General features: G+C 42.6%; 15 protein-coding genes. 10 read left to right on the forward strand and 5 right to left on the reverse strand.

Annotated elements, in window-relative coordinates; genetic code table 11:
• The first annotated feature begins 68 nt into the window (after positions 1-68).
• Positions 69-449: a YchJ family protein gene (locus PSV17_RS00990; RefSeq protein ID WP_300478636.1), complete on the forward strand. Its 381-nt coding sequence runs from the start codon at positions 69-71 to the stop codon at positions 447-449.
• A gap of 138 nt (positions 450-587) precedes the next feature.
• Here PSV17_RS00990 and PSV17_RS00995 read toward each other — a convergent pair whose 3' ends face one another.
• Positions 588-1589, reverse strand: a complete 1002-nt coding sequence (locus tag PSV17_RS00995) for an integron integrase (protein WP_300478639.1) — start codon at positions 1587-1589, stop codon at positions 588-590.
• A gap of 136 nt (positions 1590-1725) precedes the next feature.
• On the opposite strand from PSV17_RS00995, the gene PSV17_RS01000 reads away from it, so the two are divergent.
• The 7 genes from PSV17_RS01000 to PSV17_RS01030 all read left to right on the forward strand — a co-directional run bounded on the left by PSV17_RS01000 (position 1726) and on the right by PSV17_RS01030 (position 5644).
• The gene (locus PSV17_RS01000; RefSeq protein ID WP_300478642.1) at positions 1726-2304 is read left to right on the forward strand and encodes a hypothetical protein; all 579 of its coding nucleotides are present in this window, start codon (positions 1726-1728) and stop codon (positions 2302-2304) included.
• Between the two features lie 85 nt (positions 2305-2389).
• Positions 2390-2812 (forward strand): DUF3010 family protein, encoded by a 423-nt coding sequence (locus PSV17_RS01005; protein ID WP_300478645.1) that lies wholly within the window; start codon positions 2390-2392, stop codon positions 2810-2812.
• Positions 2809-3903 carry a protein kinase gene (locus tag PSV17_RS01010; RefSeq protein WP_300478648.1) on the forward strand — a complete coding sequence of 365 codons (1095 nt, stop codon included), beginning with the start codon at positions 2809-2811 and terminating at the stop codon, positions 3901-3903. The genes PSV17_RS01005 and PSV17_RS01010 overlap by 4 nt, the downstream gene beginning before the upstream one ends.
• A 67-nt stretch (positions 3904-3970) precedes the next feature.
• Entirely contained in the window at positions 3971-4534 is a 564-nt protein-coding gene (locus PSV17_RS01015) for a hypothetical protein (protein WP_300478650.1), read from the forward strand.
• Positions 4535-4610: 76 nt separating this feature from the next.
• The gene (locus tag PSV17_RS01020; protein WP_300478652.1) at positions 4611-4895 is read left to right on the forward strand and encodes a BrnT family toxin; all 285 of its coding nucleotides are present in this window, start codon (positions 4611-4613) and stop codon (positions 4893-4895) included.
• 3 nt (positions 4896-4898) lie between these two features.
• A complete protein-coding gene (locus tag PSV17_RS01025) occupies positions 4899-5123 on the forward strand; it encodes a CopG family antitoxin (RefSeq protein ID WP_300478655.1) in 225 nt (74 codons plus the stop codon).
• A gap of 137 nt (positions 5124-5260) precedes the next feature.
• Complete coding sequence (locus tag PSV17_RS01030) at positions 5261-5644, forward strand: DUF302 domain-containing protein (RefSeq protein WP_300478658.1); 384 nt, start codon at positions 5261-5263, stop codon at positions 5642-5644.
• Between the two features lie 156 nt (positions 5645-5800).
• On the opposite strand, the gene PSV17_RS01035 is transcribed toward PSV17_RS01030, so the two are convergent.
• A complete protein-coding gene (locus tag PSV17_RS01035; protein WP_300478661.1) occupies positions 5801-6904 on the reverse strand; it encodes an ATP-binding protein in 1104 nt (367 codons plus the stop codon).
• Between the two features lie 32 nt (positions 6905-6936).
• Positions 6937-7623 (reverse strand): response regulator, encoded by a 687-nt coding sequence (locus PSV17_RS01040; protein WP_300478663.1) that lies wholly within the window; start codon positions 7621-7623, stop codon positions 6937-6939.
• A 226-nt stretch (positions 7624-7849) separates the two neighbouring features.
• Between PSV17_RS01040 and PSV17_RS01045 the strand changes: the two genes are divergently transcribed.
• The gene (locus PSV17_RS01045; RefSeq protein ID WP_300478665.1) at positions 7850-8422 is read left to right on the forward strand and encodes a Spy/CpxP family protein refolding chaperone; all 573 of its coding nucleotides are present in this window, start codon (positions 7850-7852) and stop codon (positions 8420-8422) included.
• A 78-nt stretch (positions 8423-8500) separates the two neighbouring features.
• On the opposite strand, the gene PSV17_RS01050 is transcribed toward PSV17_RS01045, so the two are convergent.
• Together PSV17_RS01050 and PSV17_RS01055 are read right to left on the reverse strand one after the other, a co-directional pair.
• Complete coding sequence (locus tag PSV17_RS01050) at positions 8501-9067, reverse strand: hypothetical protein (protein ID WP_300478667.1); 567 nt, start codon at positions 9065-9067, stop codon at positions 8501-8503.
• Positions 9068-9222: 155 nt separating this feature from the next.
• Positions 9223-11142, reverse strand: coding sequence for an ATP-binding cassette domain-containing protein (locus tag PSV17_RS01055; RefSeq protein ID WP_300478669.1), 1920 nt, complete (start codon positions 11140-11142; stop codon positions 9223-9225).
• A gap of 290 nt (positions 11143-11432) precedes the next feature.
• Between PSV17_RS01055 and PSV17_RS01060 the strand changes: the two genes are divergently transcribed.
• Positions 11433-15389 (forward strand): YhdP family protein, encoded by a 3957-nt coding sequence (locus PSV17_RS01060; protein ID WP_300478672.1) that lies wholly within the window; start codon positions 11433-11435, stop codon positions 15387-15389.
• The last annotated feature ends 1 nt before the right edge of the window (position 15390 follow it).

Genomic DNA, 15390 nt, shown 5'->3' on the forward strand with positions numbered 1-15390 from the left:
GCACTGTCTTCGTCAGAGCGCCTAATCTCAACTTGACTACACTTTAGTATGCAATTTAATGAATTTAAATGACTAGCCCTTGCCCTTGCGAAAGCGGTAAATCCTACACCTCTTGTTGCGAGCCCTTACATAAGGGCATGAGTGCACGCACAGCCGAGGCTTTAATGCGTTCACGCTACACAGCATTTGTACTGGGGCTAGAAGACTATTTACTCAAAAGTTGGCACCCTAGCACCCGCCCTGCCCCGCTTAACTTAGCAGAGGAGCCGCCCACCAAGTGGCTTGGGTTACAAATTAAACGCACCGAAAATACAAGTGAAACAACCGCGATTGTAGAGTTTGTTGCGCGTTACAAAACTGCTGGGAAAGCTGAACGATTGCACGAAACAAGCCAGTTTGAGCGCATAGATGGTAACTGGTATTACTTATCGGGCGAGTTTAATCACTAATACTTCACCGTCATCTGCGCACAAACGGCATGACGAATTTGCAGAGAGCACAAAGTATTTTCTAGAAATGTAGCCCAGAATAATGTAGGAGGGGCTTGTAGCCCCGAATAGCTTTTGGTTTGCGGCTACAAGCCGCTCCTACAAACCATCCAGCGGACTGCACACACCGCGCCCACCACGATTAAGTACATGCGTATAAATCATGGTGGTTTTCACGTCAGAATGCCCTAGCAACTCTTGCACCGTGCGAATATCGTAGCCACCTTCAAGCAAGTGTGTAGCAAAACTATGGCGCAAAGTGTGCGGCGTAGCTGGTTTGGTAATGCCTGCGTTCACCACTGCTTGGCGCACGGCGCGCTGAATGGCTTGATCTTGCACATGATGCCTGCGCGTAACGCCCTGCCCGCTTTCGTTCACGCTACGCGGGTCAATCGATAACTTAGCAGATGGAAATACATATTGCCACGACCAATCTATGGCCGCATAAGAGTATTTTCTACCCAAAGCTTGCGGCATATACACCGCGCCATATCCTTTGGCTAAATCTTGCTCGTGCAAAGCTTTTACTCTTGCTAGATGCGCCTGCAGGGGCTGCACCAGCGAGGTTGGCAACATGGTCACCCTATCTTTAAAACCTTTACCATCGCGAATTAAAATCTCTTTACGGGCAAAATCAATATCTTTCACGCGCAAACGCAAAGCCTCTAAAATGCGCATTCCCGTGCCATAAAGCAAACTTACAATCAGATGATTAGTGTTATTTAGCTCACGCAAAACTGCCTGCACTTCTTGCTTGGTGAGTACCACAGGCAAGCGCTTAGGCGTTTTAGCATGCTCAATATCGTCCAGCCACGGCAACAACTGCCCAAGCACCTCTTTATACAAAAATATTAATGCACTTTTTGCTTGATTTTGCGTGCTAGCGGCAACCTTACCTTCAACCGCCAAATAAGTTAAAAACTGCTCCACATGCTCCGCACCCAACTCGCTAGGGTGGCGCTTGCCAAAATGCAAAATATAGCGTTTAATCCAATCTACATAAGCTTGTTCAGTGCGAATACTGTAATGCTTAAGCCGAATTTCATTACGCACCAAGTTAAGTAACTTAGGTGCATCTTCTGAAGTTGATATAGTAACCATATAATTTTAGGATGTACTAAATAGCAATAAGTATATGAAAAATAATAAACTATTGTACAATTTTTTTAAACAAAAAGCATCCATGATGGATTTTATTTCATCATTAAGGATAGCTAATATACGTTAGAGCAAAAAAATGAACGCTAAGACACAGAAGGTCTTTCAATTTATTCTAGGGCTTTCTCTAGTTGGTGGCTTTATATATGGGGCATGGCTTCTAATAAACGCATTTCGTGTTGCTGTAGCGGTTGCTAGTCCTGAAGTTGTTGCTGCAATTATTGGTGCCATGGCTACAATCTTAGTTGGCATATCGGCAGTTTTAATTAGTCAGGCACATGAGCGTAAGCGCTCATCGGAAGAGGCGCACCGTCTTAAAAAAGTAGAGAGATATCAAAGCTTTATTGACATGATCTCTCGAATGATTGGTTCATCAAATCAAAATCTCGCTTTGAAAGAGCCCGACAGCCAAGAGCTAATTCATTATTTATTTAAATTCAAGGCAGACATATTGCTATGGGGCTCCCCAAAAGTTATAAAAGCTCAAATTGAATTTGAAAACGTGTCAGAAAGTGGAGACACAAAAAAACTTCTCATGTCAGTTAACTCCCTATATTTCGCAATACGAGAGGATATAGGTCTTAGTAATTCTGGTTTGAACAACTTGGAACTTGTAAAGTTGTATCTTAATGATGATGCCAGAAAGGAGTTAGGATAATGTACATATGCTCTAACCCATCGTTCAAGCGGGACACGCTAAAGCGTGCCCCTTAACTCAAATGTTATGCCTTCAAGGAGACCGTATGAAAATTTGCGGAGTTGATATCAAAGGCAGTGAAGCAATACTTGCCATAACACGCTTCACAAATGGCAAGCTAATTCACGTTCCGATTGATACAAAAAAAATTGCTCTTGCCGATGACGATGAATCGAAAAATGTGCAGTCATTTTTTGAATTAGCCGCTGGTTTCATTCGAGACAATGACATTAAGCATATCGCTATCAAGAAACGTGGCAAGAAAGGGGAGTTCGCTGGAGGCCCAACAACATTTAAGATCGAGGGCATCCTACAGATGCTCGCTAACTGCGAAGTGATGTTATTTTCCCCTCAAACGATCAGTGCGCAAATACGAAAACACGCCTTTGTCATTCCCACCACGCTGAACAAGTATCAGCACGATGCATATCTCACTGCATGTGCGGCTCTAATGAAGGCAGCTGAGTGAGTACGCTGTATATCGAAGGCACCAATGCGCCACCCGAGATCAAAAAGGCGCTACGTGAACTATCAAAAAACATTGCATTTACGAAAGAGGACGTGAAGGCTGCTAACGGTTACGTTTTCTTTGGAACTAATCGAATAACTGAGAAAAGCCTAGCGGTGAAATTCTACTATTGGGGCGGCAAAGCTGAGTTCCACGCTGAACCCAAGCAGCTTGCTCAAATTGAAGCAGACAACGTCCTTAAAATTCAAGATGCGGCATTATTGGACAACAGATGGGCATACTTTGTTACGCCAAACTGTGCCAACGGCGACCTTGACGAATTACTTGAGACAACATCGCTGGGCAACATGGCGGCCATCGATTACACATATCAGATTTTATCTGGCCTAAGCCATCTCCATTCAAAGCAGTTTCTTCACCGTGACATCAAGCCAGCGAACATATACATCTCAGACGACAACAAAGCCGTAATTGGTGATTTTGGGTCAGTCAAGAAAATTCCAGAGGGCGCAACATCCATCCCCGCTTCCAGCCATTCTCTTTTATATCGTCCGCCAGAGAGTATTACTAAAAATAGTTACGGCATCGAGGGTGATATATACCAAGCCGGTATCGTCTTATACCAACTAGCTGGTGGAGCCCTTCCATACGATGGTCGGGAATGGCTCTCTCGTCGCGAGCTCGAGCACTACGAATCGATCATACTGCCTGATGATCAGAGTGAGTTTGTTGATCAGTGCATTCGGTCACAAATTGTTGTCGGTAAAGTACTAAATCTTTCGTCGCTTCCCCCTTGGGTACCTCAAACTCTGAAACGACTTATACGGAAGGCGTGCCACGTGGATAGTGCACAGCGTTTTGCAAACTCATCTTCGTTCATGGCAAAACTTCATGAGCTCCGCCCATCAATACTTGATTGGAGAGTTGTTGACGGAGCGCCTATTCTTTTTGGAAAAACAAGCTATCGGATCGTTGAGCGCGAAGATGTCCATTGTGTTCAAAAGCGTACTACAGGAGACTGGCGAAATGACAACGGCTTTTCGGGTGCATCAATTGAAGAGCTTGTCGATGAAATATCCAAAAAGGCATAACCTGACATTCGAGAGGGACAGCCCAAAAGCGGGCTGCCCCTCAATTTGACGTTAGGCAAATGGAAACATGTGGAACATTCTAAGCGCAGTACCTTCAGGGGCCTGGGTGGGCCTATTAGGAGTAATCTTTGGCTCATTGCTTACAACTCTTGGCGTCTGGCTAACCAACAGTTCTAACAGAAAGCAATTGAAACTACAGCTTGAGCACGAAAAGCGACTACAGAGCCAGCAACTAGCAAAAGAACGCCTCGAAGAGCTGTACCTTTTGGTTTGTCAATGGCAAAACGGTATGTTTAGCAACTACATGAATCTGTCCCTCGTAATGAAAGGACATACCGATTACAACCAATACCTCGACACTCTTATAAATGAAAACTCATCTAATCGCGTTGACTTCAACCGCCTTGAAATGATCATTGGTGTTTACGGGGAACAAGTACAACCCGCATATGACGCCACGCTTAAAACGCGAGAGCATATTAACTCTATAGAAGCAGAGCATAAGTCTGCCTATCGCCGCGGTGAGCCAGGTGGAGCTTTTCTCAAGCCGATCAGTGATGCTCAATTAGAATTTGGAACAGCCTGTGACGCACTAAAAGATAAAATCGCTCTAGCAGCACGGGAAGCCTAACAAGTGGTTCAAGCCCGCCCCTTAACCAAACGTTAGGGCTTCTTGACAATCCCTATAATGTACATACAATGTATTTATGATTAAGTTTGAGTGGGATACAATTAAGGCAGCATCAAATCAAAAGAAACATGGTGTTTCGTTTGAAGAAGCTCAATCCGTTTTTTACGATGAGTTTGCTGTGCAATTCTTTAATGAAGATAGTTCTCAGGCAGAAGATAGGTTTTTAATGCTTGGCTTTAGCGATGAGGCTCGCCTTTTAATTGTTTGTCATTGCGAGCGAGACCAAGGCAAGCAACACTATCAGAATCATCTCAGCAAGAAAAGCCACAAAAAACGAAGGAAAATATTATCAAGGAATTAAACCATGAAAACTGAATATGATTTATCAACAATGAAGTCGCGTAAAAACCCTTACGCGACTAAACTCAAAAAGTCAGTCACAATGAGACTGGGCGAAGATGTTATTGGCTATTTCAAGCAAATGGCAGAGGAGGCTGGCATGCCGTATCAAAGTCTAATCAATCTATATTTACGAGATTGCGCAGCTCACCATAGAAAAATTGATATTTCTTGGCAAGCTACTCCCTAACCCGTTGGTCAAGCGGGACGTGCTAAGCCAGCATTTGGCTTCCCCACAGAATATATGTGCTAAAGTACATTATTCTGAGTGAAAGCGTGCCCCTTAATTCAAACGGTATGTGTCTGATACTACAATCGAGGTGATTCATGTATTACATAGTTGAAACCGATAAATCATTCAACCAAGCGTCGGCAGACCTTGAATCAGCTGTTAAACGTCATGGCTTCGGGGTACTGCATGTCCACGACTTGGGGATCACACTTCGCAGTAAAGGCATTGCATTTGATGAGCAGTGCAAGGTTTTTGAAGTCTGTAATCCGGGGCAGGCTGCTAAAGTTCTGTCAACCGATATGCGTCTGAACATGGCGCTGCCGTGTCGTATCTCGGTGTTTACAGAGAAAGGCAAAACGATGATTGGTCTTATTAAACCAGTGCAAATGCTTTCAGCACTATCTCAGGATGCCGTGTTAGCACAAGTTGCTAAAGAGGTTGAGGAGAAAACCATCCAGATGGTTGACGAGGCGAAATGAATACTCGCCACATTACATGGCGCTCAATCGAGACGCGAATTATCGTGGTGGTTTAAAGGTTTGTTGTTTTTCCCGACATTGATGGCTTCGCTAATCGTCCATGAGAGCCGCGCTCCTTAGCTTTGCGTGGGGCGACCTACAAACTGACATTCAAACCTAAGAAACTGGTAATTTCATTTTCACGCTTAAACCGCCGGTAGTGATATTGCTTGCCTCAATTGTGCCGCCATGCGCTTCTATTATCTGCTTGGCAATGGCTAGACCTACGCCGTGCCCGTCAGTTTGATTGGTGTTACTACCTCTAAAAAACGCTTGAAATATATTCTCCAACTCGTCATTAGCCACCCCTGCCCCTTGGTCGTTAACTTCAATTTTGATCAGCGCATTTTCAAGCTTGCTTGTAATTGAAATATGCGATTGGCTGGGGCTGTACTTAAGTGCATTGCGCAACACATTATCAATGGCACGGTGTAACAAGTCTTGCTGACCAAGCAAAGTTACTGGCGAATCAGGTTTTTCAGCATGTTGCACATAGCCTATGGTTATCTTTCTTGCTTCACCTTCAAAACGCGCATCTTCTATAACGCTAGTGAGCAATTCGTTTAAATTGATGGGTTCATTATCTAGCTTAATCACGCCTGATTCTAAACGAGAAAGCGCGAGTAACTCACCGACCAAAGCATCCATGCGCTCCGATTCACGCTCTATACGTGTGAGTGAAGATTCCAGTTTATCTGGTTGTTGTCGCGCTAAACCCACGGCAATTTGCATGCGCGCTAAGGGTGAGCGTAACTCGTGTGAAACTTGGTGTAACAAACGCGTTTGGCTTTGCAACAAGGCGCCTAGTCGAACGGCCATCACGTCGAAGGCGTTGCCTAAATCAACCAACTCATCTCGGCGCGACCCCATAGATTTGCCAAGCCTTACATTAAGATTGCCATTAGCTGCGCTTGCAAATGCTTGCCGCAACTGCTTAATTGGTTTTGAAAAATACCAAGCCAATATTGCCGCAAAAATAAAGCTGGCAAGTGCGCCAACTAAAATAGGCGTCTGTGGAAACCAACGCTTATGTCTTGGTTTAAGTGGTTTAGAAGGCACGGAGGCCGACAAATTTTTATTCTGTGCTTGCATTTGAAATTCATGTTCGCGCTGAAGTTGTTCGCGCTCATGCATAATTGAAACGGTTAGGCCGACACCAATCACTGAAGTTAACTGTGCTAAAAAGAAGAAAATAAAAAATTTCCAAAACAAACGACCCATATGCTGTCCTTAATTTGCACACATGTGCAGCATTAACTTTTAAGTAGTTGATAACCTGAGCGAAACACCGTTTGTATGCAGTGTCGCCCATCAGGCAACAACCCAAGTTTATGGCGAATGCTACTTAAATGTACATCTATACTGCGGTCGAATCTGGCTAATGGCCGCCCAAGCGCCTGTTGCGATAAATCTTGCTTAGAGACAATTTGCCCTGCATTTTTTGCTAGAATTTCTAATAGGCTATATTCAGTACTGGTGAGTATAACGGGCTGATTATCCCATTCAACCAGACGTTTTGCGGGCGATATACTAAGTGCGCCAATGGAAATTTTTGCGCTTGCGTTGGTTGTTTCTATTGGCTGTACTCGTCTTAATATAGCCCGAATGCGCGCAACTAACTCGCGTGGGCTACTTGGTTTTGGCACGTAATCATCTGCACCGAGTTCTAAGCCTATGATGCGGTCAGTGTTATCACCTTTTGCGGTAAGCATAATCACTGGCACATTGCTATGCTGGCGTATGGCTTTTAACGTTTCAATGCCGTTTAATCTTGGCATCATGATATCTAGCACCACAATATCAATCGCTTGCTCTAACAGCATTTGCGCACCAGTCATCCCATCGTGGGCGACTTGCACGCTAAAGTTTTCTTGCTCAATATACTCCTTGAGCATTTCTACAAGTTCAACATCGTCATCAATCAGCAATACTGTTTGCATGTGTGGCTTCAACCCTAAATCAATGTTAACCATTATGGATAACCATAATAACCAGCCATTAAGCTTGCCACAATCTTTTATAGCTGACTTTACTCAGATTTACATGCACTTAACGCGCTTTAACATTGCCTTAATACACAATGGCATCGTCTTAAACAAGTATGAAAAGTGACTCCTTCACGGCTTGTACACTTTAAGCAATTTTTAATCATACAAAGGATTGATCATGAATACCCCATTCAGATTTAAACAAACGTTTTCATTTAAACAAATGCTACTTGCGTCGTTTTTAGCAGTGTCATTGCCTGCTGCAAGCCTTGCTCAAGCAGAACATGATGGTGATAAAGAGCCGCGCTGTGAGCGTGGAGATAAGTCAAATCATGATACGCATGAAGGTAAAGCACCTTATTTACGCTGCTTGGATTTAACCAGCGCTCAAAAAGATCAGTTATTTAACTTAAACCATGCTCAGATTCCAGTCACGCGTGATCAGCATAAACAACATCAACAATTAATGAAAGAATTGCGCGAAACGGCACAAGCTGAAAAGTTCGATGATGCAAAAATACAGCAATTGTCAGATAAAGCGGCTAAATTAGAGAAAGAAAAAGTGCTCGCATGGGCGCGCCATGATTCGCAAGTGTTTGCACTATTAACGCCGGAACAACGTAAAAAAGCACGTGAATTTAAAATGGAAGAACGCCGTTTTGGTCACGGCGATGATCGTAGAGATAATGACAACAAGCGCCCTACTCGCTTTAAACAGCAAAACCGTCCATTAGAAAATCGTAATATGTAATTAAAGTATTGATTGCTAATAAAAAACGCCTATTGAAATCCTCAATAGGCGTTTTTTATTTTACAAATTAATAGCTTGTTATGCGCTTTCAAAAGCTTCACATAATTGGCTTAATAACTGACCAAATAATGGAATCACGTCTTCTTTATCATGCGGGCTTTCATCATCCGTACCAGCAATCACAAAGGCTACGGTTAGTTTATCCAAATTCTCTCTAAACTCAAACCAATGATCCACTTGAGCATCGCCTATCAACTGGAATTTTTGTAATCCCGTCTCTAAAATTTCCATTAACTCCGCATCTGGCAAGCCTGCGAACAGTGTTTTTGCGATTGTGATTTGGGCAGTTTGAAAGTTTGGTGTGATGTCTTCACGCGCTAATGGCGTGGTAAAAAACGCATAAGCCAACAAGGCATAAGCTTGATATACACTTAACATATCAAAGTTATCCATGCGCTCTTCCAGCGGTGAACGTTCTGCCGCCTGAATCGCCTTAAAAGTGACATAACAGCTTAAATAATCAGCAGACGCAAGCGCATCGTAGTCGTCTAAATCCATATTGGGCTTGGCTTCATCGTCACGTAATGTTTCAGCGAGGCACAAAGCGTGCATGAGTTTGATGCGTTTTGAGTATTGCATTTCCATATTGAACCTTATTAAATTAGTTTTTTACCATAAATACGCTTAAATTAACTCAAGCTTCTAAACAAGACAAGGCGCGATTAAAAAATTATGACGCAGCATATTAATATGTATGGAGTATTTTTTATGAGCAACGCAGTATGGCGACGAAGATTGAATTAATCTAATGCTGGCATGGCTTCTAAAAGCTCATGCAATGTTAACCAGCGCTCTTCTGCCATTTCAATTTGGTTAGCCAGCTCGGCTTGTTTCTTTAACAATTGCTGCAACTCGGCTTTATCCGCGGCGCTATAGAGTTCGCTATCATTCAAGCGGTCATCACAAGTTTTTTTCTCAGTTTGCCATTTGGCAATATTAAGTTCTAGCTGCTCAACCTCTTTCACTAGCGGCCGGCGTTCTGCGATTCTAGCTTGGCGTTCGGCTTTATTGGCGGCGCGGTCATTTTTGTTAGATTTTTCAGTCGGGTTTTGACTTTCTGCTACGGCTTGCGTCGCTTGTTTTTCTTTTAAACGTTGCTCATTTAGCCACTGACTATAACCTTCTAGATCGCTATCAAAAGGTTCGGCTTTGCCATCTGCAACTAATATAAATTCATCACAGGTGGCGCGCAATAAGGCTCTATCATGCGAAACCAATATTACGCCACCTTGGTAATCTTGTAAGGCTAAGGTTAACGCATGGCGCATTTCAAGGTCTAAATGATTGGTTGGCTCATCTAATAAGAGCAAATTAGGGCGAGTCCAAATCAACAAAGCCAACGCCAAACGTGACTTTTCTCCGCCAGAGAAGTTTGCACAGGGCGAACGTGCCATATCCCCTTTAAAGTCAAAGCCGCCAAGATAATTCATATGCTCTTGCTCGCGCGTGAGCGGATCAAGCTTTATCATATGTTGCAGTGGCGATTCATCTGGGCGCAATTGCTCTAACTGATGTTGCGCAAAATAGCCGATATTCAAATCTTTACCTTCAACGCGTTTGCCGCTTAAAGGCTGCAATTCGTTGGCGAGTAACTTAATCAGCGTCGTTTTACCTGCACCATTGCGTCCTAATAAACCCAACCGTTCGCCTGGCCTAATCGCTAAAACAATATTCTTAATTAATGCAACGTTGTTATAGCCGACAGACATTTCATCCAGCACCAATAATGGATCTGGTGCGGAAACTGGCGCTCTGAATTCAAAGTTAAATTGTGAGTCCACATGCGCGGCAGAAATCATTTCCATGCGTTCTAGGGCTTTAATGCGGCTTTGCGCCTGACGCGCTTTAGTAGCCTGCACGCGAAAGCGATCAATATAACTTTGCAAATGCGAGACTTTGCGTTGTTGTTTTTCAAACATAGCTTGTTGCAACGCTAGTTTTTCAGCACGTTGACGTTCAAAGTCAGAATAACCGCCGCGATACAAAGTCAGCGTTTGCTGCTCAATATGCGCAATGTGGTTCACAATCGCATCTAAGAAATCCCTATCATGCGAAATCAACAATAAGGTACCGCGATAACTTTGTAACCAGCCCTCAAGCCAAATCACTGCATCTAAGTCCAAGTGGTTGGTTGGTTCATCTAGCAGCAACAAGTCAGAGCGGCACATTAGTGCTCTGGCTAAGTTTAAACGTACACGCCAACCGCCAGAGAAGGTAGAAACGGCTTGCTGTAAATTAGCCTGACTAAAACCCAAGCCGCTTAATAATTCAGCCGCGCGCGCTTTTGCACTGTAACCATCAATATCCATCAAGCGGTGATGTAGCTCTGCAATCAACTCACCTTTATGATTAGCTTCTGCATCCGCGAGCGCTGCTTCAATATTCCGCAATTCAGCGTCGCCATCTAACACAAACTCAATGGCTGGCATCGCCAATGCTGGCGTTTCTTGCGCAACGTGGGCAATCACCCAACTAGCAGGCATTTCTAAACTGCCAGATTCCAATTGCATTTCACCACGTAACAAGGCGAAAAGTGATGATTTTCCAGCACCATTTGCACCCGTTAAGCCCACTTTATGGCCAGGATGAAGCTGCAAAGAAGCGGCTTGAATGAGGACTTTTAAACCGCGAACTAGCGTGAGTTGTTTGAATTGAATCAAGTGAGGACCAATATTAAATCGAGATTAAATAAAGAATTGGTCAACCAGCGTTTGACCAAAAACGCTATTCTAATTTATTACTACCTTAGTCTTATGAAATCTTTAAGAAATTATTGTAAAGATTTACAAAATTTTACTTATATTTGCCAAATTGACTTCGTATCTAATCCTCTTTAGACCTTGATATTGAAGTAAAATGTCATAAATTGACATCATTTCAAACTAACAACACCTAAATGCAATCCATTCCATCTAAAAACAATAAAAATATAAAGCAAGCTCACTAAAATATGGTCAAAAAATCACTACTCAAGCTTTATTGGATCGCGCTTTGGCTTGCATCTTTCATCATTGTCATTTTTGTGATTGCAGCACTAGTCATTCAATTTTTTGTGTTCCCAAACATTAATCAATACAAAGACAAGATCGCTCACTACGCTACACAAGCGACACATCAAAAAGTGGTCATCGGCAATATTAAGGCTGGATGGCAAGGGCTTAACCCGCATTTATCATTATCGAATATTGATCTTTATGATACTGAAAATCGCCCTGCATTAGCGCTTAAAGATACAGATGTATCGTTCTCATGGTTAAGTATTCCATTATTCGAGCCGCATTTAGCCAACCTAACCATTCGCTCCCCTGAGTTAACCATACGCCGTGACTTGAATGGAGATATTTTTGTAGCAGGCATTAGCATGCAAGGCCAATCCAAACCAGAATTACCCAATTGGTTATTAAGGCAATCGCAGTTTGAAGTCATCAATGCAAAAGTGATTTGGCTAGATGAAATGCGCAACGCACCTGCTTTGAGTTTAGAAAAACTTAATCTGCAAGTGGTCAGTCCGCCATGGAAGAGCTTTATTAAAAACCATCGCGTTACACTAAGTACTATTGTTTCGGCTGGCACTGAAGAGCCCATTACAATTAATGCCAATGTCTATGGTAACGACATTAGTCGTCTATCTGAATGGTACGGCAGCTTAGTAACCACATTAAAAAATGCCAACATGGTTGCCTTTAAACCGTGGTTTGACTATTCAACGATAACGCACCCTATGAATTTGCAGTCTGGCGTTGGCAGCACGGAAACCACGATTGAGTTCGCAAAAAATCAAGTGCAATCTGTCACTAGCATTGTGGCGCTAGACAATGTGCAATTACAGCTTAAGGCGAATACTAATCCGCTGATATTAAACAAATTAGTGGGGCAGCTTGAGTGGAAAAACACTGCGAAAGAGCAATCATTTAGCGTGAACCACTTAACGCTTAACACTAGCAATGGTTTAACGTTAAAAGATGCGGCTGGCAGTTATACTAAAACCCAGCAAGGAAATGAAAAGTTTAACCTCAAACTTGCACATATAGACTTAGCTTTTATCAAACCCTATTTAGTGCAATTGCCTTTGCCAGCAGAAGTATCGCAAAAAATTAACAGCCTATCACCCACTGGCAATCTTGATAATCTGCTATTTAATTGGGAGGGCAATCAATCCATTAAGAGAAGGTATCAACTTAATGCTAAGTTTACTGGTCTAGGCATAATCGCTGACGAAAAAATCCCTGGGTTTAACAACTTAACTGGGGAAGTTAAGGCGAGTCAAAATTCTGGAAAAATCACACTTAATACACGAAATGCCAAGCTGGACTTTAAAGACGTATTACGCTGGCCGATACCTGTAGACAAAATGACTGGGGACATTCGCTGGAGTATTAAAGACAAAGAAACTAGCATTAAAGTGAGTCAACTGAATATCAGTAGCCCACACTTGGCAGGCACGCTCAATGCTGAATATTTAATGGATGGTAATAAAGGTGGCTATCTTGATTTGACGGGTAAATTTGGCAAAGGTAACGCAAAATATGCCTCGTTTTACTACCCGATTATTCTCGGTAAAGACACCACTCATTGGTTAGACACCTCTATTTTGTCTGGCAATGCCGAAGACATTAATCTGACAGTTAAAGGTCGATTAGCAGACTTTCCGTTTGTGGACAGCAAAAATAATTTAAATAAGAAATTAGGTCTATTTAGAGTCACTGCCAAAATCAGCAATAGCACGCTGGAGTTTGGCACTGGCTGGCCAGCAATAGAAGGCTTAGGCCTTGATTTGCTATTTGAAGGCAAACGCATGGAGTTAAATGCAAATGCTGGCCATATATTTGGCAACCAAATCGTTAAGAGCAAAACCACTATTGCACAACTAGACGCTGACTCGCCAATTCTCAGCATTGAAAGTGAACTTAAAGGGCCGACGGCTGAAGCCATTAAGTTTGTTAATAAAAGCCCAGTTTCAACGGTAACCCTCGGCTTTACTGATGACCTAATAACCAGTGGCCAAGGTAAGCTCACTTTGGGCTTAAAAATCCCCTTGCAAGATTTAGATTCTGCGCAGTACAAAGGCTTGTACCAAATTATCAATGGCAGTATGGATAGCGAAAGCATTCCAACACTCACTAATATTAATGGCGCGTTGGCATTTACTGAAAATAGCCTATCAGCAAAAAATATCACTGCAAATGCCTTCAGTTCGCCAGTGGTCGTAAATATTGATTCGGGTAAAGATAAAGTCGTTCACGTTACCGCTAAAGGTAGATTGAGTGATGAAGGCATCAAACAAGCATTGCTGGATCAGGACCCTATTAATCGCTCTTGGGTAAAAGGTGCGAATTACATTTCTGGCAGTACCGAATGGATAAGCGATATCACAATTCAAAAACCTACCGTCACTATCAATGTACGTTCAGATTTAGTGGGTATTACCTCTCGTTTACCTGCGCCTTTTAACAAAGCCGCAAATGAACATTGGAACTTGAATTTAGATAAAAAGCAGGATGACAGCACTGATACCATTACAATGAGTCTTGCTAATAAACTGGCTGCAAAAATTGTCCGCATTGGTGCAAATGACAACTTACAAATTGATCGTGCCAGTATTAGACTCAATGCAAATGCAGCAAGTAACGCTATTAATGGCAACGAGTTAACCAGCAACGTAGAACTGGGCAATGTTAAAGGGTTGCAAGTTTACGGCAATTTAGATTATCTTGATGCAGACGCGTGGAGGAGTGTTATACAAGATTTCTCTGGGGCAACAAAACTTGGAGAGTCAAAACAAAGCTCCACGATGCCGATACAGAAACTCGCCATTAAAATTAATGCCCTAGATATATTCGATAGACGTATCAATCAATTAAAAATATCCAACAGTGCGGATAAAGATGGTTTGCATGCCAATATACAAAGTAAGGAAATTTCAGGCGACTTACAATGGCTAAACCAAAACAATGGAAAACTTATTGCGCACCTAAGCAATTTGACCATACCAGAACCTACGCCAAATCGAACCAAAACAAGCAAAGATATGGCAGCAAAAGAGTTCGTTAGACTAGAGCAGGATTACCCATCGTTGGATATTACTGCGGACAATTTTGAATTTAAAAAGAAAAATTTTGGTGCTTTAGAGCTAATTGCTTATCCACAAAAAGATAATTGGAACATTCAGAAACTCAAACTCAGTACGCCTGATAGTCAACTCAGCGCTGAAGGCCAATGGAATAACTGGGTAAAAAGTCCAAATACTTTTCTTTCTATTACTTGGGATATTAAGAACTTAGGTAAAACGCTTAGAAATATGGGTTACCCTGATACCATTAAAGGCGGGGACGGCACACTCACAGGACAACTGCATTGGCCTGGTAGCCCTCATGAGTTTAATCCAGCGGGTATGGATGGCAGTTTTGAATTAGCAATGAACAAAGGACAAATTTTAAAAGTACAACCTGGCGTTGGTCGACTGCTAGGACTACTCAGCCTGCAAAGCTTGCCCCGCCGCTTGACCTTGGACTTTAGAGATTTGTTTAGCAATGGCTTTGCTTTTGATAAAATAGACGCGACTGTTAAAATCGACAAAGGTGTGATGCGTAGTGATAACTTCGTCATGTCTGGCCCAGCCGCTGATGTCAATATTAAAGGTGAAACTAACTTGCAAAAAGAAACTCAACACTTAACAGTAAAAGTTTTACCGCATGTGAGTGATAGTGTCTCGCTTGCGGCGTTAGCAGGAGGACCATTAGTAGGTGCTGTTGCTTTCTTAGCGCAAAAAATCTTAAAGGATCCTTTAAACAAAATCGCCTCAAGCGAGTATGAAATTATTGGCACGTGGGATAACCCGCAAGAAGTGAAATCAAGTGAGAATAAAGACGGTAAACCAGGCTCGAGTTCTGACTCACCTCTCAATTAAT

It is taken from the genome of Methylotenera sp., from assembly GCF_029946165.1.
Lineage (GTDB): Bacteria > Pseudomonadota > Gammaproteobacteria > Burkholderiales > Methylophilaceae > Methylotenera.

Coding starts and splice junctions, on each gene's coding strand:
- PSV17_RS00990 (WP_300478636.1), top strand. CDS start 69: ATGACTAGCCCTTGCCCTTGCGAAAGCGGTAAATCCTACACCTCTTGT.
- PSV17_RS00995 (WP_300478639.1), bottom strand. CDS start 1,589: ATGGTTACTATATCAACTTCAGAAGATGCACCTAAGTTACTTAACTTG.
- PSV17_RS01000 (WP_300478642.1), top strand. CDS start 1,726: ATGAACGCTAAGACACAGAAGGTCTTTCAATTTATTCTAGGGCTTTCT.
- PSV17_RS01005 (WP_300478645.1), top strand. CDS start 2,390: ATGAAAATTTGCGGAGTTGATATCAAAGGCAGTGAAGCAATACTTGCC.
- PSV17_RS01015 (WP_300478650.1), top strand. CDS start 3,971: ATGTGGAACATTCTAAGCGCAGTACCTTCAGGGGCCTGGGTGGGCCTA.
- PSV17_RS01020 (WP_300478652.1), top strand. CDS start 4,611: ATGATTAAGTTTGAGTGGGATACAATTAAGGCAGCATCAAATCAAAAG.
- PSV17_RS01025 (WP_300478655.1), top strand. CDS start 4,899: ATGAAAACTGAATATGATTTATCAACAATGAAGTCGCGTAAAAACCCT.
- PSV17_RS01030 (WP_300478658.1), top strand. CDS start 5,261: ATGTATTACATAGTTGAAACCGATAAATCATTCAACCAAGCGTCGGCA.
- PSV17_RS01035 (WP_300478661.1), bottom strand. CDS start 6,904: ATGGGTCGTTTGTTTTGGAAATTTTTTATTTTCTTCTTTTTAGCACAG.
- PSV17_RS01040 (WP_300478663.1), bottom strand. CDS start 7,623: ATGCAAACAGTATTGCTGATTGATGACGATGTTGAACTTGTAGAAATG.
- PSV17_RS01045 (WP_300478665.1), top strand. CDS start 7,850: ATGAATACCCCATTCAGATTTAAACAAACGTTTTCATTTAAACAAATG.
- PSV17_RS01050 (WP_300478667.1), bottom strand. CDS start 9,067: ATGGAAATGCAATACTCAAAACGCATCAAACTCATGCACGCTTTGTGC.
- PSV17_RS01060 (WP_300478672.1), top strand. CDS start 11,433: ATGGTCAAAAAATCACTACTCAAGCTTTATTGGATCGCGCTTTGGCTT.